This window comes from Vibrio sp. 10N.261.45.E2 (assembly GCF_002875705.1).
In the GTDB taxonomy this organism is placed as follows: Bacteria; Pseudomonadota; Gammaproteobacteria; order Enterobacterales; family Vibrionaceae; genus Vibrio.
Map to the genome: position 1 here is coordinate 100,281 of NZ_MCZZ01000127.1, position 23,616 is coordinate 123,896.

Below are 23,616 nucleotides of genomic sequence, written 5' to 3' on the forward strand. Positions count from 1 at the left end.
ACCGATTTCTACAGCAAAAATGTGTCCTAGAGCAATTATTCCAAACTAACGTTTAATTTATTTGTCATTTTGTGAATTGCTTAGTTTGTAGATTAGCGCTTTTTTACATACAATTTCACAACAAAAATTTTACAATGTGAATTTTACAAATATGCCCTTGTCAAAAAGTTTAGTTCGTCAGTCGCATTTCCTAGGTACGAAAATACGTAACCTAAGAAAACGTAACCATTTAACGATGGAAGATCTGTCTGCGCGTTGTATTAGAATCAACCCAGAATATGCGCCTTCCGTTTCTTACCTTTCGATGATTGAACGCGGTAAGCGGGTTCCAAGTATCGATATGCTGGAAGTGATCGCACAGGTCTTTCAGAAGAATCCGACGTGGTTCCTCGACGACGAATCTGAACAACAAGCCATTGCCCCTGATAAAGGAAATCGTGGAGGGATAAGTGGCATGGCACTCGAGCCGAGCTTCCTTTTCTCCAACGACATCCTGCAAATTGCGATTCCTGAAATGCTTTCACAAACAGGGATCTCTGGCCGCCAGTTTGCACACCTTTTGATTCGAGCTCACCAAGAAAGCAACCAGAACCACTTCCCTGACCTTGAACGCGCTGCGGAGGAAGTTGGCTTAAAGCGTCTTAACCTGAGCGTAGAAGACCTTATAGACATCGCTAGAACCCTTGGAATTAACATCCGCTGGGTGACGCGCACGCCGCAAGACGTAGTCGATGAGCTTGGGATTAATGCAAAGCAACTGGTGACGTCATTCTTTGAGCCTCCCGGTACGATCTTTTTAAACGAGATTCTTAAAGAGTATCCAACTCGTCTGAAATACGATCTTTCGGTTTATATCGGCCATTGTATTCTGCACAGTAAAGAAGGCTTGAAGAGCGTGTTGTCGGTCGGCAACAACAACACATGGGACGACAACCAGGTATCAGGATCTTCACAGCTCAACTCTCAAGACATTCTTCAAGCATGGCGAGATTTTGAGTCCAGCTTCTTTGCAGGAGCACTACTGTGTCCGAAAGTCCCATTCAGGCAACTACTCGACCGCACTGGTTACGAAATCGACGTCCACAAAAGAGCAGGGGTTTCCCCCTCTGTTGCGATGCGTCGAATGACTGTAGTATCGCCCTACCCTCACTGGCACTACTTTGATGCTTATGGGCCGGGGAAACTCAAGGCGGTATATCGCGGGAACGGGATTCCACTACCTTGGGGAAATATGAGAACGGTCGCTGACCCATGTCAACATTGGGCTGTGTTCCGTCGATTATCAGAACCTCGGGCGGGGAGCTCGGCTCAGATCTCCATTTTGAATGTGGGCGATGAGCCAAGAATTTACTGTTGTGAATCCATCAATATGACGGATCCTGCGGGTAACAATCGTGTGTTGTGTGCTGGTATAGATTTAAACCCTGCGATTGATGCTCAAGGCGGTAATTCAAGAGACATTGCAGAGCAACTTAAAGCGTCATGCGTTAACAATGGTGGCTCTGTGGCAATCCCGCGTAACATCAAAAAAGATCTCACGACAATAGCCAAGATTCTAAATATAAACTGGATTGAACGTGGGATTGAGACAGAGGCGAGGCTTATCTGCTCTAGAGGTGGAGAATGTCCACGCCAACCAAGCTGTTATTCGAAGTGTGGTGGATAAAAAAGTAACAATAGAACCTAAAATTCAGGCAAAAAAAAACCAACCACAATAAGCGTGATTGGTCATATATTTTGTGTGAACAAAAAAGGTTCACTAACAACGTCAGTTGGCTAGGTGACCCTCGGCTTAAGAAGGGTCACCGTTACTAATGCAGCATACGTGCCAACTTATAAAGCACCAATTTACTACGCATCTGGACACGTATTGCACGTATATCATGGTTTGTTTTGCAAACTGGAATTGCAAATTGCAAACAACAACAAAAACGCTAGTGATTATGTTGTTATTAATGAATCATTAAAGATTCATTACCCTCCCCCAAAATGCGATATTTCTCATAAATTCAATCACTTTAGACAGCAATAAATCTCTCCTGAAATACAAATCAACGCCCATAAAAAAACGCGAACATTGAGATTCAATATTCGCGCTTATTTGAGTTAGATAGTAGAAAGCCACTAATCAGCGAGAACTCTTCTAAAAGCAATTCTCGTTCTTGGGTCTCTATCAGCTACTTAAGGGCTACCTAAGTGACTCTACTTCTGAGGAGCTGGCTTAGAGCGGCTTCTAGATGGTTTGTTCGAAGGCTTGCTACCTGCTGGCTTATTCGATGACTTACCCGGACCGTAACTACCGCCGTATCCCGATTTTTTAGGCTTGCCTGCAGGTTTACCCGCATTGTTTGGCTTACCCGTACCGTTAGATTTACCGGCACCGCTTGGTTTGCTCAGAGTGTTCTGAGAACCCGCGTTATTTGCAGCTGGTTTATTGCCAGCATTACCACGTTTAAAGTTGCTGCCGTTGTTTCTTACTGATTTATCTTCACCTGCCGCGGCTGAATTGTTTTCTGCCGGTTTCTTACCAGATGTTGGCTTACGCTTTGGCGCAGATCCATTACCTGCTACATGACGTTTGTTCTTACCTGTCGGCTTATGACCACGAGCGTTATCACTTGAACGCTGACCATCAGCATGCTCGCGTGGTTGTTTTGCTTTCTTCGGCTTTTTAGGCTTAATTGGGCGCGTATCCAAGCGAGACTCTGGTAACTTGTTTACTGGAGAGAAACCTTCCAGTTCGCGACGCTCTAACACTTGTTGGATAAGGCGTTCAATACCGAACAACTCACCCACTTCATCAGCACAAACCAATGAAATCGCTTTACCTACTTCACCAGCACGGCCAGTACGACCAATACGGTGTACATAGTCTTCTGATACATGTGGAAGATCGAAGTTAACGACTTGAGGCAGTTGAGGGATATCGATACCACGAGCAGCGATATCAGTCGCTACAAGTACTCGTACCTTACCTGTTTTAAAGTTCTCTAAGGCTTTAGTACGCGCACCTTGGCTCTTGTTACCATGAATCGGCGCAGCAGTGATGTTTTGCTCTTCAAGGAAGCGAGCAAGCTTGTTTGCACCGTGTTTTGTTTTGCTGAACACCAACACTTGTCGCCAATCGTTATCTTTGATTAGCTTCGCTAGCATTGCGCTCTTTTTCTTTTTGTCTACTGGGTAGATGCTCTGCTCAACCGTTTTTGCCGTCGAGTTTGCAGGGCTTACTGAAATCTCAACAGGGTTGTTCACCAAGCCTTTCGCTAAGCTGCGGATATCATCAGAGAATGTCGCTGAGAACAGTAAGTTCTGACGTTTCTTAGGTAGGAAAGCCAAGATCTTGCGGATATCGCGGATGAAACCCATGTCTAACATGCGGTCCGCTTCATCTAGCACTAGGATCTCTAGTTGGTCAAAACGCACTGCATTTTGGTTGTATAGATCAAGTAGACGACCAGGTGTTGCCACCAACACGTCACTACCTTTACGCAGTTTTTGCATCTGAGGGTTAATCTTTACGCCACCAAACACTACCGTAGAAGTCAGCGGTAAGTTAATACCGTATTTCACTACGCTACCATTCACTTGCGCTGCAAGCTCACGAGTTGGCGTTAGCACTAGCGCACGAACTTGATTCTGACGTACGCGAGGGCCTTTCGATAGTATTTCAAGAATAGGTAGCGTGAAGCCTGCAGTTTTACCTGTACCTGTTTGAGCAGCGGCCATAACATCTTTGCCCGTTAGGACAGCTGGCACGGCTTTCTCTTGAATTGGTGATGGCTTATCGTAACCTTGTGCTTCAATAGCTTTAAGGATCGGTTCAGAAAGGCCAAGGGAGGTAAAACTCATAGATTATTTTCTCAGTTGAATAACATTTAGTATGAGCAACACGATAAAAAGTGCGTTGCTTCAGCTTTTGTTCATCAAATACATTGATACGGAGCAAAGCGCGGTATTCTGAGGCTTTTCCCCACATTCAGCAACTAAATTCTAATCGCAACTCAAATTCAACCTAGATAACTTGTCGCTTCTGTTCGTACATTTTTTCATCAGCGGCTTTCAAGAGCGCATCGACATCATTGTAGTTGTTATTATGAATAACCCAACCAACACTAATTCGAAGATAAATTGAGTGCGCTTCGTAAACAACCGGTGCCGCGCATATCGCCTTCCGTAGTTTAGTGACGATCGAAGAGACATGTTGATCATCGATGATGCGTGGCAATAAAACTAAGAACTCATCACCGCCTATCCTTGCGACGATATCTGTAACCCGTAACTCACTGCGAATACGATTAGCACACTCGATCAGCACCTGATCGCCAGCCGCATGACCATAAGTGTCGTTGATAGCTTTAAATCCATCGAGGTCGATATTGACAACAGCAAAGGTTCTTGGCTTCTGTTTTTGAGTGGTTTTAAAGGCTTGCTTGAGGCTATACATGAAGTATCGGCGATTTGGTAGCATCGTTAGCTCGTCATGCATAGAGCGGCTATCTGCAATACGGTACAAGCGGTAAATAGTAAAGAAAGCAAACGCCAGAACTAACATGATAGAGTAGCTCACCAGTCTTACCGCTTGAATTCGATACCAAGGCTCATCCATCAATACATGTTTGTTACCAGAAAGAGCAAGGTACCACCCCCCATATGGGAAACTCACCTGTTCGGTGGCAAACGCATTATCGAACACATCCTGAGTACCATAAAAGACAGCGCCATTTTTACCTGAGCTGTTTTTACCCCGTATCGCGAGTTGATACTTGTTCTCGATCTTGCCGATTCCAACATCTTCAAACAGCTCGTCTAAACCTATAACAGCGCTGGATACACCCCAGTAATCTTGATTGAAAGGCGGATCTCGGAAGATCGGAGTACGCGTAATAAGGGCTTGCCCTCCCTGAAACAGCTCGAAGGGACCTGCAATAAACGTATTACCAAGGTTACGGGCTATCTCTACAGACTCCCACTGATTTGGGTGATCGCGATAATTAATACCGAGCACCTGTTCATTTCCTTCCAGGGGGTAAACAAAATTTAGAATGTCGTCTTTGGCGAGTCCGATTAGCCGAATATGAAAGCCATCTTGAATGATATTCTCAGCAATCTTGTCCCAGTTTTTCACCTCACCATCAGGGTTAATGGTCACTAAAGTCGAGAAATTATTGAGGATATACATATCTGACACGATCGCGGCTTCAATCCGAGAACGGATAATGGATAGTTGTTTTTTTGCCTCTGAATACGATTCGTTTTTAAGAAAAGTTAATTGCTTGGCGTGAAAGAACTCTACTGCGCTTACTATCGCAAGGAAAAAAAGAAAAAATACTACTCTGGCAGACCACTGCTTGCTTGAACCACTTGGCATCTACGAACCTCAAACACTTTTGTTCTATATACTGCCTTAAATCGGCTCATTTCTGGCTAATTCTTCCAGTATGCCGACAAGTAGTTAAAAATCCATACTTTGCGTTGGGTCTAATTCCATTATTGAGCGATTCATCACTTCACAATGCGTTAAATACATTGATTATTAAATCAAAAAACCTTAATGAACCTTATAAAGCTTACATTGTATTGACCCAAACCTTACATTAAATGATTCATCAGTGTTATTTTACATAGATTAATAATCAGCTTGGTATCTCACAACATGAAGTTAAAAACTATCACACTGTGTACATTGCTATCTGCCTCGGTTGCCGTTGGCGTTCATGCACAAGAAAGCCCTCAAGTGCCAACCACAACAAGTGTTCAACCCCAAGCTGATTCGCTCAACTCTCAAAAACAATCTTTCAAGCAATCTGCAGACCTAATTCGCACCACCTACGAAAGCCAGCTTTACACCCTGCCTGCATTCAAAAAAGGTCACTACGGGCTGCGTATGTATCGACAAACATTAGACGATAAATATTCGGCTGCGGTGTGGAGCGACATGGCACGGGTGGCAAGCAAGCTCAGCGCATTGTCGAATGACGTTCATACTATGGAACAAATCGTACTCTACTCAGAGAAGCGTGTTGCATCTTATATTGGCGATAATGATGAGCGCAGCGTTCGACGCTACAACATCACTAAGCACATGCCTGAGTACCTCTACCTTGGAGTCGACCTTCTAGGCTCTATGGCTCGTGCCAACGAGTACGGTTTAGAACACAAAAACGATGCCAAGCTGCGCGAGATCATTCGCCGCTATGACTTCTCACGATACGTCACCAATGAAGACATGGTGAAGGCGTGGGCGGCTCAATTGGCTAATCAAGTTTACTGGTTGCGCCAACTGGGTGAACAGGATGTCGTGGATGAATTTGTCGATACCTTCAAAAAAGCGTACCCAGATTCGCAAGACAGAAAGCTTTCAAGCCAGCAATACGGCAATAAAATCTATGGCATGACACATGTGATCTTTGGTGATTCAGAATATTACCAACATCAAGTAAGCGAACAAGATCATCAATGGATCTACGATTACTTCAGAGAAAACATCGATACGATTCTACTGCGAGCTAAAGAAGATGTGATTGCTGAGGTTGGATTAACCTTCTTATTAGCTGGTTTAGAAAATGATCCCGTTGTAGAGAAAACTCGACTCGCAATTCAAGCTTCTATCGACGAGAAGCAAGGCATGATCCCTTCAATTACTGGTGATTTTGACCTTGAGTACGGTGAGCACCGCAACGTATTAGCAATCATGCTTCTCGATTGGCAACAAGTGAATGAAGCACCAACTTATGAAGGCAACCCTAAAGTGTTTACTAACATTCCTTATGGACTCATTAAAAACCAACCGCAGAAGAACTAACATCGATACCTAAATTGGTCTTAGAACCCAAAAAGCCGCATACCTTTCGAGGGCTGCGGCTTTTTTGATTCTTACGACACCATAACTTAGCTCTGGGTCTAACTCAGTGTGCGACTTTGTTCATCACTATTGTAAAATCCCCTTCTGCGTAACCTTCTATTAAAGAGACATCCTCACAAAGCGTTTTACAGAAGCGATACACGCCCTGCGGGTGATAACTCATCAAGGTATTGCGCGAGGGATATTGGTTTGAGTTGAGAAGGTTAAAAATTACGGTTTGATTCGCCAATTCATACATGCGAGTAATCATGCTCGTCAGATAATCAGAATCACGAGAGATGTAGTTCAGTGAACCGCTAACGATGACAATATCATGCGCTTCAAGGTTCACTTTGCTCATATCACCCGACAAAAACAGGCAACGATCTTCGGTGTAGTTCTGCTTTGCCTTCTTAAGGAAATCTGAGTGCTGATCGACACCTGTGTAGGATTTGAGGCGATAGATGCTGTCGAGCAGTTCAAACAACTCTCCATAGCCACACCCCAGATCCAAAACACTCTTCTTCTCAAAATCAGTCGACCGTGCAATGACTTCGAAGCGGCACAATTGGCTCTCTTCGTTGGTCCAGCCTAAAGACTTTGCCTTATCCCCTTGCCAACGATTGGTTTGCTTTCGGTGATACAGATACACCTTAAAACGATCACTCCAATGCATTACATATTACTCACCACATCGTCTAATTGGCTATGCTTTAGAGTCATTAGAAAATAGGCCACCAATCTTGTAGCCGATCGCATAACAAACCACAGCAATAGTCACAAATACCAAGGCCGAGAATAAGTGCGCCACAGGTGCCGCTACACCAGTACCCCAAACAACGCTAAACACCAAACCAAGATAAGCCTCTTTTGGCCACTGGTAGATAGGAAACTGAGCGCCTCCAGCAATTAGATAAACCATCGCAAACAAGCCAATGAAGGTAACAATAAGACCGATGAGAACGCGCATGTTCATGGAGAGACCCTTGATTAAATTGAGCTTGGTTGCCATTGTTTTTAACCAGAACCGGATGTTCTTAGTCGAAACCGAGTATTCTTAATCGATACAGAATGGTATTAATCGCAACCTGATGATATTCAAGTATATCGGATAAAAGGCATGGGCTCTATTACCCTTCCGAGTGAGCCTTTGCTCACTAAATACATATAGCAACCGACAACCAAAATCGGATTTCGCCTGATTAACAGGCACAAAAAAGCGGACACCCTTCTCACGTTGAAACCGTAAGCAAAGTGTCCGCATTTACTGAATCTAGCTTAAAGCAGGATGAAGATACCCGCTAAACATGCACTCATTAGGTTTGCTAGCGTACCAGCAGCTACCGCTTTCAAACCTAAGTTCGCCACTTCAGCACGGCGCTCTGGAGCCATAACACCGATTGAACCTAACTGAATCGCGATAGAACCAATGTTAGCAAAACCACATAGAGCAAAAGTCACGATGACTTGACTGTGCTCAGATAGCAGCGCTTTGTTCTCAACGAAGTCGATGAAAGCAACAAATTCGTTCATAACGATCTTCTGACCGATGTAAGAACCCGCCATAAGCACTTCATCACTCGGAATACCAATCAACCACGCTAGAGGCGAGAACAAGTAACCGAAGATAGCTTGCAACGTAATGCCCGCAAAACCGAACGTTTCACCTAGGGTTTCTAGGCCAGTGTTGACCATCGCAATCACACTCACGAAGGCAATCAACATAGTACCGACAGCCACTGCGACTTTCATACCGTTCATTGCGCCACTTGCCAATGCATCAATCACATTGCTTTGGTCAGCTTTATCTAGTTCAATATGGTCGTAGTCACTTGGTGTGCTGCGCTCAGGAACAATGATCTTCGCCATTAATAGACTACCTGGAGCCGCCATAAAGCTTGCTGCGATAAGGTACTTAAGCTCAACACCAAGGCCAGCATAACCACCAAGTACACTGCCCGCTACCGACGCCATACCACCAGCCATTACAGCAAACAGTTCAGAACGAGTCATAGACTTTAAAAAAGGACGAATAAGAAGAGGAGACTCACCCTGAGAAAGGAAGATGTTACCTGTTGCAACCAGAGACTCCGCTTTACTTGTACCCAGCAGTTTTTGCACTGCTCCGCCCAAGATTTGAATCACTTTCTGCATGATGCCCAAGTAATAAAGCGCAGAAATCAAAGCACTGAAGAAGATAATGATTGGAAGTACGCGAACCGCGAAAATGAAGCCTTCAGTAGCAAGGTCACCGAAAAGAAATGCGATACCAACGTCTGCAAAACCAAGCAGGCTAGAAACACCATTGCTTAGACTTGTTAGCGCCAATTGTCCCCATGGGAAATACAACACCAAGGCCGCAAAGCCAATTTGAAGTAATAGTGCACGAGAGACCGTTTTCCAGTTAATTGAAGAACGACTTTCAGATAGTAGGTACGCGCAAGCAATCAGTGCAAGAACACCGACAAAACCAAATAGAATATTCATAATGTGTCCTAATAATCCTTAAAGAGTGAACATGAGCCAAGCAAATGACATCAAAGGAACAGGACAAAGAACCGCAAGCAAAACGCTACGCGATGAAGGGGCTAACAACGTTAGCGACTGTAACAACGAGTTGTTCATGTAAAAATCACCTTATACAAGCAGTGGAACGTAGCTGGTCCGGTCCGTGGGGTCATTCACATATCCATGTGACGGCTTGTATTGGCTAAGCACCGGCTTAAAACCGGAAGAGAAGTATAAACAGTTAAGTGAGACTTTCATCACATTTTTTAACGCAAACGATCGCGCGGTTAAGGATTAGGCGAAATGCATTGTTTGTCGTCATTTTCGTGCTTCAGAAGCTGTAAATAACCTGTATGAGATTGAACTTAGAATGTTAAGTCTTTAAGCGTATGAGCGTAACCTCTCGGTTAATTCTGTGTGATTATTAGCAGTTTTCTGTGCTCTACCTCATTTCCCACGACTTCAAGATTCATCTTAACTTTAGATGCGTATATACTTTGTAGATATCTCACCAAATAATATCTAAAAATACCAATAGAACTGATTAGATATAACAGCCATAGAGACTAAGCGAGGAAACACGTGAAGAAAATGGAAGCTCCGCACGACATGAACAATGGAGCTAGATTCAAAACAAATAGACATGGCTATGTGACAGTAGTTGAATATTATAATACCTACACTGTTATTGTCGCGTTTGAAAATACCGGAAATATCCGCGCTATCAGTGCGGCGAAATTACGTACAGGTCAACTTACCGATCGTTCTGTTGCACCTGAGTCAATTATGATTGGTGAAAAGGTTGAATCGGTTAAACACGGGATATTAACCATAACCCAAGTTGAATCTGAAAATATTGTTGTACTAACTAATGCCAATAACGAAGAAATTAGAATGTTATTGCCTGCCGTACAGAAAATGAAAGATAAAACTGAAGAAGTCGACAATGAAAATGTTGCCTCTCCAAAACCAACCTCTCTCAGCCAACTGACTAAAAGAAATAAAAAGACTAAAGACGTTAATAGCATGCTTAAGAAAATGCTTACTGACTATGGTCGATACGACTAATTACTCTTTTTCTACAATAAAACCTCTAAATATTTATATCCTAGCGTCAAAATTAATTAAGCCTTCCTTTCTCAATAAAATACGTTGCATATTCGAGTGAAAAGTTAAATTTGATCAAAGTCTCACTCTGGATCTTTACTACAAATTAACGAGATCTCCATCACAATCTCATTTTAGCTTTGTGATGGAGATCTTATTGAAATCTGAATATTTCCATTACTATGCTCTCACACAATAAGAGAACGAAGTTTCTCAACCCCTAAAATCCAATTGAGACAAATATTATGAAAAAGATTCTTGTAGTTTGCGGTAACGGCCTTGGTACTTCTCTGATGATGGAAATGGCAGTGAAAGAAGTCGCTAAGAAAATTGGTTTTGAAGCAGAAGTTGATCACGAAGATCTATCATCTGCTGCATCAAGCAATGCGGATATTTGGGTTGCAGCGACAGACGTTGCAAACCAACTAAAAGACGCTGGTAAAGAGAACATCATCAGCCTTAAAAATATTTTTGACAAAGCATCAATCGAAGAACAACTAAAAACTTTCATGTAAGGTCAAAATTATGCAAAACTTTTTCGAGTTCATGCTCGGCTTATTAAAAGAGCCAGCGATCATGGTAGGTTTAATTGCTTTCATTGGCCTAGTTGCTCAGAAAGCCGATATCTCTACCATTCTTAAAGGCACCATTAAAACCGTAATGGGTTTCCTAATTTTAGGTTTTGGTGCAGGCGCTCTTGTTGGCGCTCTAAATAATTTCTCAGTGGTATTTACTGAAGCATTCGGCGTAAGTGGTGTTATTCCAAATAATGAAGCAATTGTTGCACTAGCACAAGAAGCATTCGGTTATGAAATGGCTCTAATTATGTTCTTCGCATTCGTTGTGAATATTTTATTGGCTCGTCTTACTCCTCTAAAATATATTTTCTTAACAGGTCACCACACAATGTTCATGTCTATGCTTGTAGCAGTAATCCTGTCTACAGCTAACATTGAAGGCACAGCTCTAGTCGCGATCGGCTCGATCATTGTGGGTTCACTGATGGTTATCATGCCTGCACTTGCTCAAAAATACACAGAGAAAGTGATGGGTACTGATCAGTTAGCGATGGGTCACTTCTCAACGTTCTCATACCTAGTATCTGGTTACATTGGTAGCAAGTTTGGTGACACTTCGAAATCAACAGAAGACATCAACGTACCTAAGAGCTTAATGTTCCTACGTGATACACCTGTAGCAGTAGCAACAACAATGGCCATCTTCTTTATGTTTGCTTCTATTGTTGCTGGTGGCGAGTTTGTTGAAACCGTTTCAAATGGTCAAAACTGGGTCGTGTTCACCTTCATGCAGTCTCTTGTGTTTGCTGGTGGTGTTTACATCGTACTGCAAGGTGTGAAGATGTTGATTGCTGAAATTGTTCCAGCATTCAAAGGTATCTCTGACAAGCTAGTACCGGGCGCAAAACCTGCTCTAGACTGCCCTATGGTATTCCCTGTAGCGCCAAACGCGGTACTTATCGGTTTCCTTTGTTCTTTCGCTGCTGGCCTGCTAGCAATGGCAGTTCAAGGCGCACTTGGCTGGACAATCATTGTAGCGGGCGTAGTTCCTCACTTCTTCGTAGGTGGTGCAGCAGGCGTTTACGGTAACGCAACTGGTGGTCTACGTGGTGCGGTTCTAGGTTCATTCACGCAAGGTCTATGTATCTCTTTCCTACCAATGCTACTGCTTCCAGTTCTAGGTGGCCTTGGTCTTGAAGCAACAACATTTGCTGACTTCGACTTCGGTGTAGTTGGTCTGATTCTAGGGTGGATTGTTTCATGAGCCTACTCGATTTAATTGGTAACCAAGGCGTTATCATCAACTCTGAAGAGAACCTAACGGTTGATGCAGCGATTGATGTGACATGTTCAACACTGCTAGCGAGCAACAAAATTGAAGCAAGCTATGTTGAAGCCATCAAACAAAAGCACAAGGACATTGGCGCGTACTATGTTCTAGCTCCAAAGATTGCGATGCCTCATGCTCGTCCTGAAGATGGTGTGAATGAAGCATCATTACAAGTGACGGTCTTCAAGAAAGGGGTTGATTTAGAGTCAGAAGACAACGGTGACGTTTACCTTTCAATTACTCTGGCGGCGATGGACTCAGATAGCCACATCCATACGATTATGGCGCTATCAGAGTTATTCCAAAACGATGATGACATTGATGCCATTATCGCTGCGGAAACAGAGCAAGCGATCATCGAGATCTTAAAGCGCTACTAATCTTGCTCTAAAGATCCTGATATTGATTCTGATAACACCCCCATTAAAAAAGCGATAGCCTCGGCTATCGCTTTTCTGTTTTCGGTGCTTCGTCATTTCCCATCGAGTATGAATTAAGACATCAAACTTCGAAAGTATTCATGGCGTTAAAACGCGTACATTCGTTTGTCTGTCGATAATTCAAAGCAATACTCCGCGTGCTTTTTCAAACATTCAAACACTTCTCTGTCCAACTTGTAGTTGTCTACATGGTCCGTCAAAATCGCTAGAGTTTCTTCCAATGTCATCCCATTTCGGTACGGACGAGATTGGGTTAGTGCTTGGAACACATCCACCACAGCAACAATTCTACTGGGTTGATCCAACTCTTCGGCTGTTTTACCCATCGGGTATCCAGAGCCATCTAATCGCTCATGGTGATTAGATGCCCACTGACAAACCTGAGGTGAACTGAACAACTCCTGCAATGCGAATCGAGTGTCCATTGCATGGCGTTTAATACAGCAATACTCTTCTTCAGTAAGTAAATCCGGCTTATGCAAAATGTCATTAGGGGTTTGCAATTTACCGATGTCATGGACCAAACCTGCTAGATAGAGTTTGCGCTGAGTCGTGTAGGAATAACCCAGCTGTTTGGCAAGGTATTCTGAAAGCTGCCCTACTTTCAAAGAGTGCTTAAAGGTAAACGAGCTCTTGGTATCCACAACATTGGCGATAAATTCGGCAAAGGCCACCGTCTCGTCCAGCGACATTTGTTGAGAGAAGAATGGCACAGGTTCAAAGTTGTCCCTCATATTTTCGATGTAAGGGATTTCCATTGAAAACCAGAAGTCATCCAAATCGACTAACTCACACATGTGTTGCACAAGGTTGGTTTCGAACATCTCATCCGCTTGTTCAGTTAGGCGGTCAATGATGCTCGCTTTGCCGTCTGGCGTGAGGTTTCCATATCGATCCGAAGCGGTTATGCCATATAAGTAGTCGACCCTATCAGCCAACATCACAATGGCGGCCAATTCCTTCTCTAACTCACTGATCGGCATCGCTTTGAGTTCAACCCAAGGAGTATGATGATAAAGCACCGGTTTAGCGAATATAGACAAAACCGGACACTCTTTTAGAATTTGGTATCCCTTTTGACAATGGTGATAGCTTGAGTCAGGAACGAACTCAGAAACCAAGCTAAGCTGCTCATCAATTTGCGATACACCACAGTCGTGAATTAACCCCAACGAGAAAGCGAGCTGCGCTTGTTCTTCTTCCCATCCCACACTCAGAGCACATCGATACGCAATATACCCTACCCTTTGACCATGATTTTTGCTTTCGAAACCGACGTTATCAAGCGCCTTAGCAATACCAAATAGAGCCTTCCTTAGGTCTACGGTCACGTCCTGGCAATGTTGATTCATTAATTAAGCCTAGAATTTTTATAGTTTTTATATATTTAGGCTGCTAATACTAATGCATAGCTAATGATTATATACACAACTATTGTAAGGTTTAATGAGTTTCGTGATGAAACTAACGTATCACGGAAAATCCGTGCTACAAGTGGTTGCATATTGAAAATCATGCGACATTATAGCCAGTCCACTAAGGTTTTCTTAAACAGCAGCCATAAGAAAAGGAAAGACATGTTTAAAACGGTTATCGATAACGAACTCTCCATCGCATTGGTTGAAGAGAGTTTCGCTTCTCACTACGCAGAAATCTCACAAAGCCAGAATGAGTACCTAAGCCAATGGCTTGTGTGGCCGCCACATTGCAAAACCGAGCAAGACTTTAGGATCTTCATCCAGCGCTCGTTACACGATTATGCGGAAGGTAAAAGTATGACCTGTGCGATTGTCTACCAAGACAAGGTCGTCGGTAACTGTAGTTTCAATACCATCGATCATGATAAGCAAAAGGTGACGATAGGCTATTGGTTATCAGAGACATACCAAGGAAAGGGGATTGTGACGCGCGTTGTCCAGAAGTTGATTGATATTGCTTTCAATGAGTTAGATATGGAAAAGATCGAGATATCAGCCGCAACGGGTAACCAAAGCAGCCGCAAGGTTTGTGAGCGCTTACATTTCACCTTAGAAGGTATCATCACGCGTAATGAGAATTTGAATGGTCGTATCGTTGACCATGCTATTTATGGCCTTCATCGCTCTAAGCAGTAAGCAGTAGTTATTCTGTTATTGAAAATATGACAAAGCCATGGCATTAGACCATGGCTTTGCTATTTTAAAACTAGAACAAACCTTTAACTACAACTTATCAACCTTAGGAATCACGATACTAAACTTAGCACCGCCGTGATTACTGTCGTCGATTTTAATATCCCAAGACAGCTTTTTGGCTGCTGAGATTGCAATTGCAAGACCTAACCCTAAGCCGCCAGTAGTTGACGTTCTGCTTGAGTCTAGTCGAGAAAACGGAAGGAATACTTCATCACGCTTATTTTGAGGTATTCCAGAACCATTGTCTTCAATCACCACTAACCAGTTTTCTGAGTTCTCATCCAACGTCATCCACACTTTATCTTGCGTGTAGCTACCTGCGTTTTTAAGAATATTATCAAACACCAAGCGCGCCATTGAGCAATCACATTTTATCGTGCAATTTGGCTGAACTTTAGAGTCGAAAACCACGTTATCCAATTCTGAATAGCGAATCCTATCTACACAATACTCAAACAGGTTAGATCTCACTTTTACCAGTTCAAAGAACGAGTTATCCATAACATTCAATTTCGACAACATGATAATTTCTGATGTGAGATCGTTGATATCCTCTATGTAGGTATCAATATCATCGAAGAGCGCTTGATGTGGTTCTGGTGCCCCTCTTCTTAAAATATCCGTCGCCAGTTGAATACGACTTAACGGAGTGCGTACTTCATGTGGAACTGCTTGAGCGAAGATATGGCTTTGTTTGACTTTGCTCTCGATCTCTTGCGCCATGAAGTTAAAACTGCTGGCCAAATCAGATACCGGATGGATGTCGTCCAAGTCAGAGCGAGTGCTGAGCTTTCCCTTACCAAACTGCTTTTGCTTTTCAACGAGCAACTCGATTCTTTCTTGAAAACGCCTCACAGGTAAGTAAACACTTGCTCCAATTGCCACAATGACTGCCAGTAACAGCCCTAACAAAAAGTGACGTTCTGAATCTTCATACCATTCAATATCAGGAGAGAAAAAGTCCCCTACTTCACTGAATGCAAAGCTAAATCGAGAATTAGGCAACTGAAAGACTGCCGAATAAAGATTGTTGTCACTTAGATAAATCGGCACCCCATTCAAGGTGGTGTATAACTCACATCGTTGGCAAGGCGCTTCGCCCAACCAATTCTCCAACAGGCGTAAATTGAAGATATAAAATTGTTGGGAGCCTGTTCTATCGAGTTCTTTATAGAGTGAGTCTGCTTGGTTGTGCTGACGAACATACTGCTCCGCAAAGTAGACGCCATCATTGAGGAAGGTTTCGATCTCGGTTCGTCGCATGTGCCCCTCACCAAGGTTCAAAAACAAACATATCGTTGCCGACATCCCAGTCACGATACCAAGGTATAAACGAGCAAACATCGAAACAGAGCGAAGTTTCGCATTAATGAACTTACGCAACCAGCATGTACCCCTTGTTGCGAACTGTGCGGATCAACTGCTTGTCTTTTGCGTGAATACGCAACTTACGACGCAAACCAGATACGCGCATATCAATCGAACGATCGTTAAAGGCGTAATCAATCCCTCTGAACAACTGGCAGCATTGATCGCGGGTCACGACCTGACAGATGTTATTAACGAGAAGGTTTAAGATTTCAAACTCAGCAGAGGTAAGCTTGAGGTTCTGCCCATACAAAGTGGCACTTTGAGCCGCACTGTTGATCACAATTTCGCACTGTTGTTCAGGATTGGTCTCTTGAACTGTTGTTGTAGGAGCAGCTCGACGCAACAACGCTTCTATTCGCGCGAGTAAAGCATGACCACGAATCGGCTTAGCAACGTAATCATCCGCACCAAACTTAAATAAGCTGACCTCACTCATTTCATCGGCAGAAGCGGTTAAGACTAAGATCATTCCATTGTAAAATTCACGGGCCTGACGGCAGATTTGCGCACCGCTCATGCCAGGAAGCATCAAGTCCAACAAAACTAAATCAGGTTCAATACTTCGGATTGCTTCAAGAGCCAAATTTCCTTCATGGACAACGCTAACATTGTAGCCTTCAGCCTCGAGATAAAGAGTAGTTAAACGAGCTATCTCTTGGTCATCTTCGACTATGAGCACTTTGGTCTTTGACATTCCTATCACCTGTATTTATTAAAAGCGTGGGCAGTATATATACTGGTCATAGATCATCAATATTGCGATCAGAGCGCTACGTTTACCGTACGCAAAACATTGTAATCACTTTTGTACATGCACGTTTACAAAATAGAGGCGCAACACCCAATGCACCTTGGTTTATCAGGAATTCATTGTTCAGAGTCCATGATTTTGTTTGTTTTTATCACCTACCACCTGCTTACATTTGCTTTATTTTCTTACGCGCACTTACATTTGATGCGTTTACAAAACCCAATCAAACCAACCACCCGCACACCAGTGATATAACAGTTAATATCACCATTTAAATGCAAAATAACAGATTAAAAGTCCATAAAGTCAGGATTGCAATCAAAAGAAATCGATTACTTTAGTCCAACCTCAGAGCTTTCCATTTTTCAGCGAGATGCAAATCCTATTAAGCATTGGCTTCTTAAAGTAACATTCACCCAATTGATGAATAGCTTCAATGTAGTGCAATGATCACTTTCTACAGGGCCCATTTTAAGATGAACAAACCGCTTTCACTGTTATTGACCACCACCGCTTTAGTTTCAACAACACTCATGGCAAACACCAATAAACAAGACATGGTGAGTCAGATCCAAGCACAAGTCAGCTCTTGGATAGACGTTCAGGTCACGCCACAAAGCAGCATTATTCAAAAGATGGTCTTCAACTGTGATTTCTACAATGCAACGCCCTACATTAAGTCACCGGACGGAAGCGAGAGCAGTTCTGGCTCATACCGATTTTACGCACATAACGGTGTATTGGGCTCGATGACAGAACCTTTCACCACTCAGCCTCTGCCTGAACTGACGATGTGCATTAAAGAAGACTTCGTAGTGACCAACCAAGATCAAGCGCAGCTATTATTTGAAGCCATCGAAACGGTCTATCCAAACCACTCTATGTTTGATGAAAACTTCCCTAAAGAGATCATCCAAAAACCAAATGGCTGGCACTTCATCGACGGTGAAATTTTTGATGATAAGAAAGGCTATGTCGTCGAAAGTACCCCTGAAGGTAAAGTGACAAAAATCATCCGCTCACTGAACCTTTAACACACTCTTTCTGCTGGAGCGCTTTACTGTTTTTAGCACTTTGCTGTTCTTTAATATGGCTTCTTAAAAGCGATTAAAGACCAGAATTCAACTGAATCAGCAATGGCCGAATACACTACTTCGGTCGGTGCTGTTCGACCAAAATATCAGTTCACCGAGTTCAATATGATGACCAGTTATCAACCTTTCGAGCACCTCAAATGTCCTATTTGGATATATGACATTGATAATAAGAGAATAACTTGGGCAAATAGCAGCGCCCTCCCTTTGTGGGAGTCTGAATCTCTATTTGAGCTGACATCACGAGACTTTAGTGTCGAGATGTCAAAAGCAATCGAAGCGACATTAGAAGAGTATCAAAGGCAATTTCTGCGCGACGAAAGCATCAAGACATGGTGGAATTTCACCCCAAACTACATTTCGAAGCGTGCACTGTGTCTGTTTTCTGGGATCCCGCTGCACGATGGTCGAACTGGCATGTTGGTTCAGGTTGTTGCTGAAGAAGGCAGTTTGAGGCACGACCTTGCTTACTCTGATGGTGCAAACCTCTCTCTTCTTTTTGATAAGTCAGGAAATATAGTGAGTGCTAACTCCGCATTTTTTCAAAACTATGGCTCACCGTTTAACACCTTATTCGACTTCGTCTCAAGTGAAGAAACAGCAGCACAGTGGTTGTTTTCCGCACGCAAAGGCCGTGAGATATTAGAAGAGGTTAGCTGTGAAATAGAAGGCAAAACACACCACTTTGATGTTCAAGGGAAATGGCTCTTCGACAAAAGCGAGCTGCTGTTAAACCTGACCTGTACAACCAAGCAAAAAGAGAAGCTGATAAAAGCCAGATACAACGCAGAGCATGACTGTTTGACTGAGCTTTATAATCGCCGCGGGATCACTAACCTTTTAGACACCAGTATTGATTATCGATCTCCCTTTGAACTGATGTTTGTCGACCTTGATGGCTTCAAGCTAGTTAATGATACCTATGGGCACAGTGTCGGTGACCAGCTACTCAAACAGGTTGGCGAACGCCTTAAACAGCTTGTTGATGAAAAGTGCATGATTGGTCGATTTGGTGGCGACGAATTCATTGTGATCGCCCACACCTGTCGCAATCAAAATATTCCACTACTCTGCTCTCGTATTATCGATGCGTTGAACCGAAGTTTCCATATTAGAGGTATCGGTAGCTTGTCTGTTGGATGCAGCATAGGTACCGCACATTTTCCTGATAATGCGGTTGACCAAGAAACGTTACTAAAGCAAGCGGGTATAGCGATGCACCTTGCTAAAGCGAATGGTCGAAACCGCTTCCAAACATTTACCCCAGACTTAGCACAAACCCTTCATCGCAAAGTAAAGATCCGCCACCGACTGGCACGCGCCATCGAAAACGATGATCTCAACCTTCACTACCAACCAATAATGGACACTAACAGTGACAAGGTGAAGGGATTTGAAGCCCTACTTCGATGGTCAGACAAGGAGTTAGGTAACATAGGCCCTGATGAGTTTATTAGCTTAGCGGAAGAGACAGGACAGATTGTACTGCTTGGGAAATGGGTTCTAAATTCAGCCCTCAAGCAGCTATCAGCGTGGCAACGTGAATTTGATAGTGAGCTGATGATGAGTATCAATATTTCAAGTATTCAGATGCACGCCACCTTTGCAGAACAGCTGCTAGCAATGCTGAACTTCTACAATATCCAACCTCATAGTATCGCCCTTGAAATCACAGAATCCTCCATGATCTTCAAGCATGGTGAAGTCAGACAGGCGTTAAGTGATATTGCGAAATTGGGTGTAGAGCTTCACCTAGACGATTTTGGTACAGGTTACTCCTCACTGTCTATGTTGCATGATTTACCGATTAGTACCGTTAAACTCGATAAAAGCTTTGTCCATGGTTCACACAAAGGAAGCAAAGCTATTGTCCAAGCCACTCATGCTATCTGTGACAAGCTAGGGCTAAAAGTGGTTGCAGAGGGGGTTGAAACCGAAACGCAAAAAGCGTTCTTAATCGATTGTGGATACGAGTATCTTCAAGGTTTCTTGTTTAGTAAGCCAATTCCGTCAAATGAAGTTGAAAGTCAGTTTTTAATCGGTCGGCACTCATACAATTAAAAACTTATTTATCAATACATTAAGGAATTTGGACGCTTTGCAATCAATAGACAACTGCCGATGTGAACGCTTACGTATGCTTACATAGCATTTAATGGCAACAGAGAACCATTAAGTTATTGTTTATATTGATTATTAATTAAAAACTCAACTCTTAAAACACCAAGCCATTATACCCACTAACTGTAATGACTTTGGTATTTAGATTACCCTCATTCCGTCTCTTTAGCAGATCCCATAGTCGGTATACATGAACAGACAAAACGGCTTTACTCTCTTAGAACTCATCATCTCTGTATTAATTCTAGCGATCGTTTCGGCCACAGCTATGGTCAAGTTTTTAGACGTTCAAGGAAGTGCTCGAGCGAGTAAAATACACGACGTTGCAGGCAACCTTCGTACTGGTATTGATATGATCTACGCTAAGTCTACAATTGCTGGTGTTGAGGGTGAGTGCAACTATGTTGAAAAGACAGAGATTGAAACCTATTACGTCTGTCATGGTTATCCAATCGCCTATGTAGACTCGCTTAGAAGACTGCTCAATATCGACAAAACAGAGCTTCATGTAATCAACAAAGAAGTAGACTCTGGCAGTAATGCAGAAAGAGTAGCCGTTATCTCTTTTGACACCGAAAACTATACCTACAAGCCAAAAGGAAACTTTTGTCAGGTACTTTATCAGCCAGAAAAGGAACCACAAATCGTCGTACTTGATGGTGCATGTTAACGACTCAACGATTGCTCGCTTTCTATCGTTAACATTAAGCCATATCAACTGATCGTTGAATATCATTTGGTTACGCTAACATTTGCTCAAAAATAACACTAATTGATCTAACTTGTTGCTAGTTGCATCGACAGGCACAGTTCAAGGAATAACACTGACCTTATTTATACATTATTTTCATCGCTAGCTGATGAAGATCTACATAGATGCACGTCTGATATACATGTCAATAATAATCCTTTAAAAATCCGCTTATAATCAATTTATTGAGAATCTTCATCCCTTCCCAGTTTCAATATTTGCCCCTGGGTTTTCACTATTTAAAATCAAAAATAAAACAACTCAAATTAAACTTATCAGTAAATATTATTCTACCTATCATTCACAATTGTAATTTAAAAAATAAAATTACTAGACAATAAAATCATATTAATACTTCATAAATTTATACAGTTTAATTTTATCCTGAAAAATTCTGATAAATCTCACACATCAATAAACAGAATGAATACCATTAAAATCTACATTAGAAGCCTCTAAATCCAGTCACTAAACCTGCTGCATCGAAGCGATAGAATGGATAAATACCAAAACAAATGGATAAATCCCCTTTACCCCTTGTAAATCATTGGCTTTCATTTATAAATTCAACTTTTGGGCGAACATCTCCATAACCTTTCATTAAAGCCCAAATTCTGCGATTAGTATCAACATCTTGAGAGCAAATGGTGACATTTTGGTTATATTATTTAGATCGAACTCTTGTGTTGAATGAAAATCCCAGCCATCACATATCAATCACACAAATATAATAACTATCGCTTAGGAGTTGAGCCATGCACTGTTCTTTCAATATAAATAACAATAATGAGAGCTTGCAACTGATTTATAATGAAGAAAAAATATACATTAAAAAAGACAGTAATAAGATATCAGAGGAAAGTCTTAATAGTAAAGAGAGTTTTGTATTCAAATATCTTATTGAACACTCGTCAATATCCAACCCTCAATCTGCAAGAGATGTTGAAGAGTCTTTTAAATTACATTTTGACGAAGAGTTTAGCTTATACGCCTTAAAAAACATTATTGCTTCAATAAGAAAGAAATATCGGAGCTTATGCAAAAAAGCGAAGGTTAATAATAATAGTGAGCTTATCTCTAACCTTTATAAGGTAGGTTACTTCATCGATCTCGATAGAAGTCCAACCAATCGTATCGCACCAAAGTACGACATCAACCAATTCAAGCCTAGCCAAATCGAGATGTTGAAACTGATGTTCAACACGTATCATCGAGAGCTGATCAAGGCTCTGATAACCGTGTTCACAATCTCTTCCTTTTTTCTGTTCGTTGTCTACTTTTTCCAAATCCTTTATACGACGAAAATTGCGAATGAATACAGTGAGAATACGAGAAATATTGCAGCAGAAGTCATGGACTATGGGTGCGATAGCTACGGAGCTGTGCACTCATTAAGGCACTCACTCAACCTTGATTCTGTGGTCATGACAACACCTTTGGGCTCATGCTATGTCTCTAAAACACGTTCTAAGATGGTCAAGCTCGATCAAGTAGACGATTTCTACGATAGTGCTGATTTTGCCTATTCACGGTTCGTAGATGCCGAGAACGACATTGAAATGATTGTTCGAATATCTAAACGCTCGATCGAAGCTCGATACAAAAACTCACTATTGCCATTGTTAATCGATTCGATCTCCATCCAGAAGAATGATTACTACATCTTAAACCTTGGCGAAGAGAGTAAAGCTATCTATCAAACATCTTTGCCAACCGGGGCGACTATCACTTTGTACAGTGACGACATTGTTGCGTTGTGGACTGCACTTTCTCTGATACTCGCGACACTGCTTTATCGTTCTTATATTCTGGGCTTTGTGATCTACCTGTTTCGCTGGAAAAATATCTCCTTTGAAGAAGAGCCCATCATCAATACAGAAGATAACAGCGTTCTCTATTACGAGTTGTTGTCTCGTGTGCGTAACGTCGGGGTTTTAAGCTTTATCAACACCATGAGACGCACGAATTTACTTACCTTTCATACTATCTTGATCATCGAAACAGTCAGAAGAGCCAAGTTAAACAACAGTCATGAGATCTATGGGGTTAACGTGTGCCCGAGTGCTTTAGTGGGGTCGAACTTCGCTAGACTCAAAGAGCATTTAGACGCGATGGAAGCGAACGAATTTGTCGTCGAGATTACTGAATATTCGAACATTGGTTATGGATGTGAAGTTATCGACAACATTAAGGATATCAAAAGGCTTGGTATCACTATCGCACTGGATGATTTTGGTACGGGCAATAACAACATCGAAATCATCAATGTCATCTCCCCTACCTATCTAAAACTGGATCGATGTTTTGTTAAAGATATTGAGTCAGGAGAGCACCATCAGGGTGTATTACTCAATATCTCGGAGATTGGACGCTTATCAAATATCACCATGATTTATGAAGGTGTTGAGACGCGCAGGCAGCAATATATCTTGTGTCAGCTCGGCTACAACTTACATCAAGGTTACCTATACAGCCGGCCTAATGAGTCAAAGGAACAATAGCCCCACCCTAATAAGAATCTTGATGAGCAACTATTCCCTATTCAAATAATAATCGCTCATACAGCTGCTTGAGAGCCCACAAGGATGTAGGCTTCAAGTACCCTCTCCG

Annotated in this window: 19 protein-coding genes; 11 read left to right on the top strand and 8 right to left on the bottom strand. The window is 42.4% G+C overall.

Annotated features, from left to right (window positions below; all coding sequences use genetic code 11):
- Positions 1-136 precede the first annotated feature (136 nt).
- A complete protein-coding gene (locus tag BCT34_RS13360) occupies positions 137-1,666 on the top strand; it encodes a DUF3612 domain-containing protein (RefSeq protein ID WP_076651916.1) in 1,530 nt (509 codons plus the stop codon).
- A 536-nt stretch (positions 1,667-2,202) separates the two neighbouring features.
- Here BCT34_RS13360 and BCT34_RS13365 read toward each other — a convergent pair.
- Both BCT34_RS13365 and BCT34_RS13370 read right to left on the bottom strand, forming a co-directional pair.
- Positions 2,203-3,849 carry a DEAD/DEAH box helicase gene (locus BCT34_RS13365; protein ID WP_076651914.1) on the bottom strand — a complete coding sequence of 549 codons (1,647 nt, stop codon included), beginning with the start codon at positions 3,847-3,849 and terminating at the stop codon, positions 2,203-2,205.
- Between the two features lie 163 nt (positions 3,850-4,012).
- A complete protein-coding gene (locus tag BCT34_RS13370) occupies positions 4,013-5,368 on the bottom strand; it encodes a diguanylate cyclase (protein WP_076651913.1) in 1,356 nt (451 codons plus the stop codon).
- 285 nt (positions 5,369-5,653) lie between these two features.
- Here BCT34_RS13370 and BCT34_RS13375 point away from each other — a divergent pair, with 285 nt between their 5' ends.
- Positions 5,654-6,802 carry a DUF3541 domain-containing protein gene (locus BCT34_RS13375; RefSeq protein WP_076651910.1) on the top strand — a complete coding sequence of 383 codons (1,149 nt, stop codon included), beginning with the start codon at positions 5,654-5,656 and terminating at the stop codon, positions 6,800-6,802.
- Positions 6,803-6,905: 103 nt separating this feature from the next.
- On the opposite strand, the gene BCT34_RS13380 is transcribed toward BCT34_RS13375, so the two are convergent.
- From BCT34_RS13380 to BCT34_RS13390, 3 genes are all read right to left on the bottom strand, one after another.
- Positions 6,906-7,517, bottom strand: coding sequence for a class I SAM-dependent methyltransferase (locus BCT34_RS13380; protein ID WP_076651908.1), 612 nt, complete (start codon positions 7,515-7,517; stop codon positions 6,906-6,908).
- Positions 7,518-7,547: 30 nt separating this feature from the next.
- Positions 7,548-7,817 carry a hypothetical protein gene (locus BCT34_RS13385; protein WP_076652130.1) on the bottom strand — a complete coding sequence of 90 codons (270 nt, stop codon included), beginning with the start codon at positions 7,815-7,817 and terminating at the stop codon, positions 7,548-7,550.
- A gap of 302 nt (positions 7,818-8,119) precedes the next feature.
- A complete protein-coding gene (locus BCT34_RS13390; protein WP_076651906.1) occupies positions 8,120-9,328 on the bottom strand; it encodes a NupC/NupG family nucleoside CNT transporter in 1,209 nt (402 codons plus the stop codon).
- Positions 9,329-9,940: 612 nt separating this feature from the next.
- Between BCT34_RS13390 and BCT34_RS13395 the strand changes: the two genes are divergently transcribed.
- From BCT34_RS13395 to BCT34_RS13410, 4 genes are all read left to right on the top strand, one after another.
- Positions 9,941-10,417, top strand: a complete 477-nt coding sequence (locus tag BCT34_RS13395; protein ID WP_076651905.1) for a hypothetical protein — start codon at positions 9,941-9,943, stop codon at positions 10,415-10,417.
- A gap of 284 nt (positions 10,418-10,701) precedes the next feature.
- Positions 10,702-10,971 (top strand): PTS sugar transporter subunit IIB, encoded by a 270-nt coding sequence (locus BCT34_RS13400; protein WP_017064872.1) that lies wholly within the window; start codon positions 10,702-10,704, stop codon positions 10,969-10,971.
- Positions 10,972-10,981: 10 nt separating this feature from the next.
- Positions 10,982-12,238, top strand: coding sequence for a PTS ascorbate transporter subunit IIC (locus tag BCT34_RS13405; protein ID WP_076651903.1), 1,257 nt, complete (start codon positions 10,982-10,984; stop codon positions 12,236-12,238).
- Positions 12,235-12,684 (top strand): PTS sugar transporter subunit IIA, encoded by a 450-nt coding sequence (locus tag BCT34_RS13410; protein WP_076651901.1) that lies wholly within the window; start codon positions 12,235-12,237, stop codon positions 12,682-12,684. The genes BCT34_RS13405 and BCT34_RS13410 overlap by 4 nt, the downstream gene beginning before the upstream one ends.
- Positions 12,685-12,830: 146 nt before the next feature.
- On the opposite strand, the gene BCT34_RS13415 is transcribed toward BCT34_RS13410, so the two are convergent.
- Positions 12,831-14,096, bottom strand: coding sequence for an HD domain-containing phosphohydrolase (locus BCT34_RS13415; protein ID WP_076651899.1), 1,266 nt, complete (start codon positions 14,094-14,096; stop codon positions 12,831-12,833).
- A 225-nt stretch (positions 14,097-14,321) separates the two neighbouring features.
- Here BCT34_RS13415 and BCT34_RS13420 point away from each other — a divergent pair, with 225 nt between their 5' ends.
- Positions 14,322-14,858: a GNAT family protein gene (locus BCT34_RS13420; protein ID WP_076651897.1), complete on the top strand. Its 537-nt coding sequence runs from the start codon at positions 14,322-14,324 to the stop codon at positions 14,856-14,858.
- Positions 14,859-14,945: 87 nt separating this feature from the next.
- Here BCT34_RS13420 and BCT34_RS13425 read toward each other — a convergent pair whose 3' ends face one another.
- Together BCT34_RS13425 and BCT34_RS13430 are read right to left on the bottom strand one after the other, a co-directional pair.
- Complete coding sequence (locus tag BCT34_RS13425) at positions 14,946-16,301, bottom strand: HAMP domain-containing sensor histidine kinase (RefSeq protein WP_076651895.1); 1,356 nt, start codon at positions 16,299-16,301, stop codon at positions 14,946-14,948.
- A complete protein-coding gene (locus tag BCT34_RS13430; RefSeq protein WP_076651892.1) occupies positions 16,294-16,983 on the bottom strand; it encodes a response regulator transcription factor in 690 nt (229 codons plus the stop codon). Before BCT34_RS13430 ends, BCT34_RS13425 begins: the two co-directional genes overlap by 8 nt.
- Before the next feature lie 533 nt (positions 16,984-17,516).
- Here BCT34_RS13430 and BCT34_RS13435 point away from each other — a divergent pair.
- From BCT34_RS13435 to BCT34_RS13450, 4 genes are all read left to right on the top strand, one after another.
- Positions 17,517-18,074 (top strand): hypothetical protein, encoded by a 558-nt coding sequence (locus BCT34_RS13435; RefSeq protein WP_076651888.1) that lies wholly within the window; start codon positions 17,517-17,519, stop codon positions 18,072-18,074.
- A 165-nt stretch (positions 18,075-18,239) separates the two neighbouring features.
- Positions 18,240-20,195 carry an EAL domain-containing protein gene (locus tag BCT34_RS13440; RefSeq protein WP_076652127.1) on the top strand — a complete coding sequence of 652 codons (1,956 nt, stop codon included), beginning with the start codon at positions 18,240-18,242 and terminating at the stop codon, positions 20,193-20,195.
- Between the two features lie 250 nt (positions 20,196-20,445).
- Positions 20,446-20,925 carry a type II secretion system protein gene (locus tag BCT34_RS13445; protein ID WP_076651886.1) on the top strand — a complete coding sequence of 160 codons (480 nt, stop codon included), beginning with the start codon at positions 20,446-20,448 and terminating at the stop codon, positions 20,923-20,925.
- A gap of 836 nt (positions 20,926-21,761) precedes the next feature.
- Entirely contained in the window at positions 21,762-23,507 is a 1,746-nt protein-coding gene (locus tag BCT34_RS13450; protein WP_076651120.1) for an EAL domain-containing protein, read from the top strand.
- The last annotated feature ends 109 nt before the right edge of the window (positions 23,508-23,616 follow it).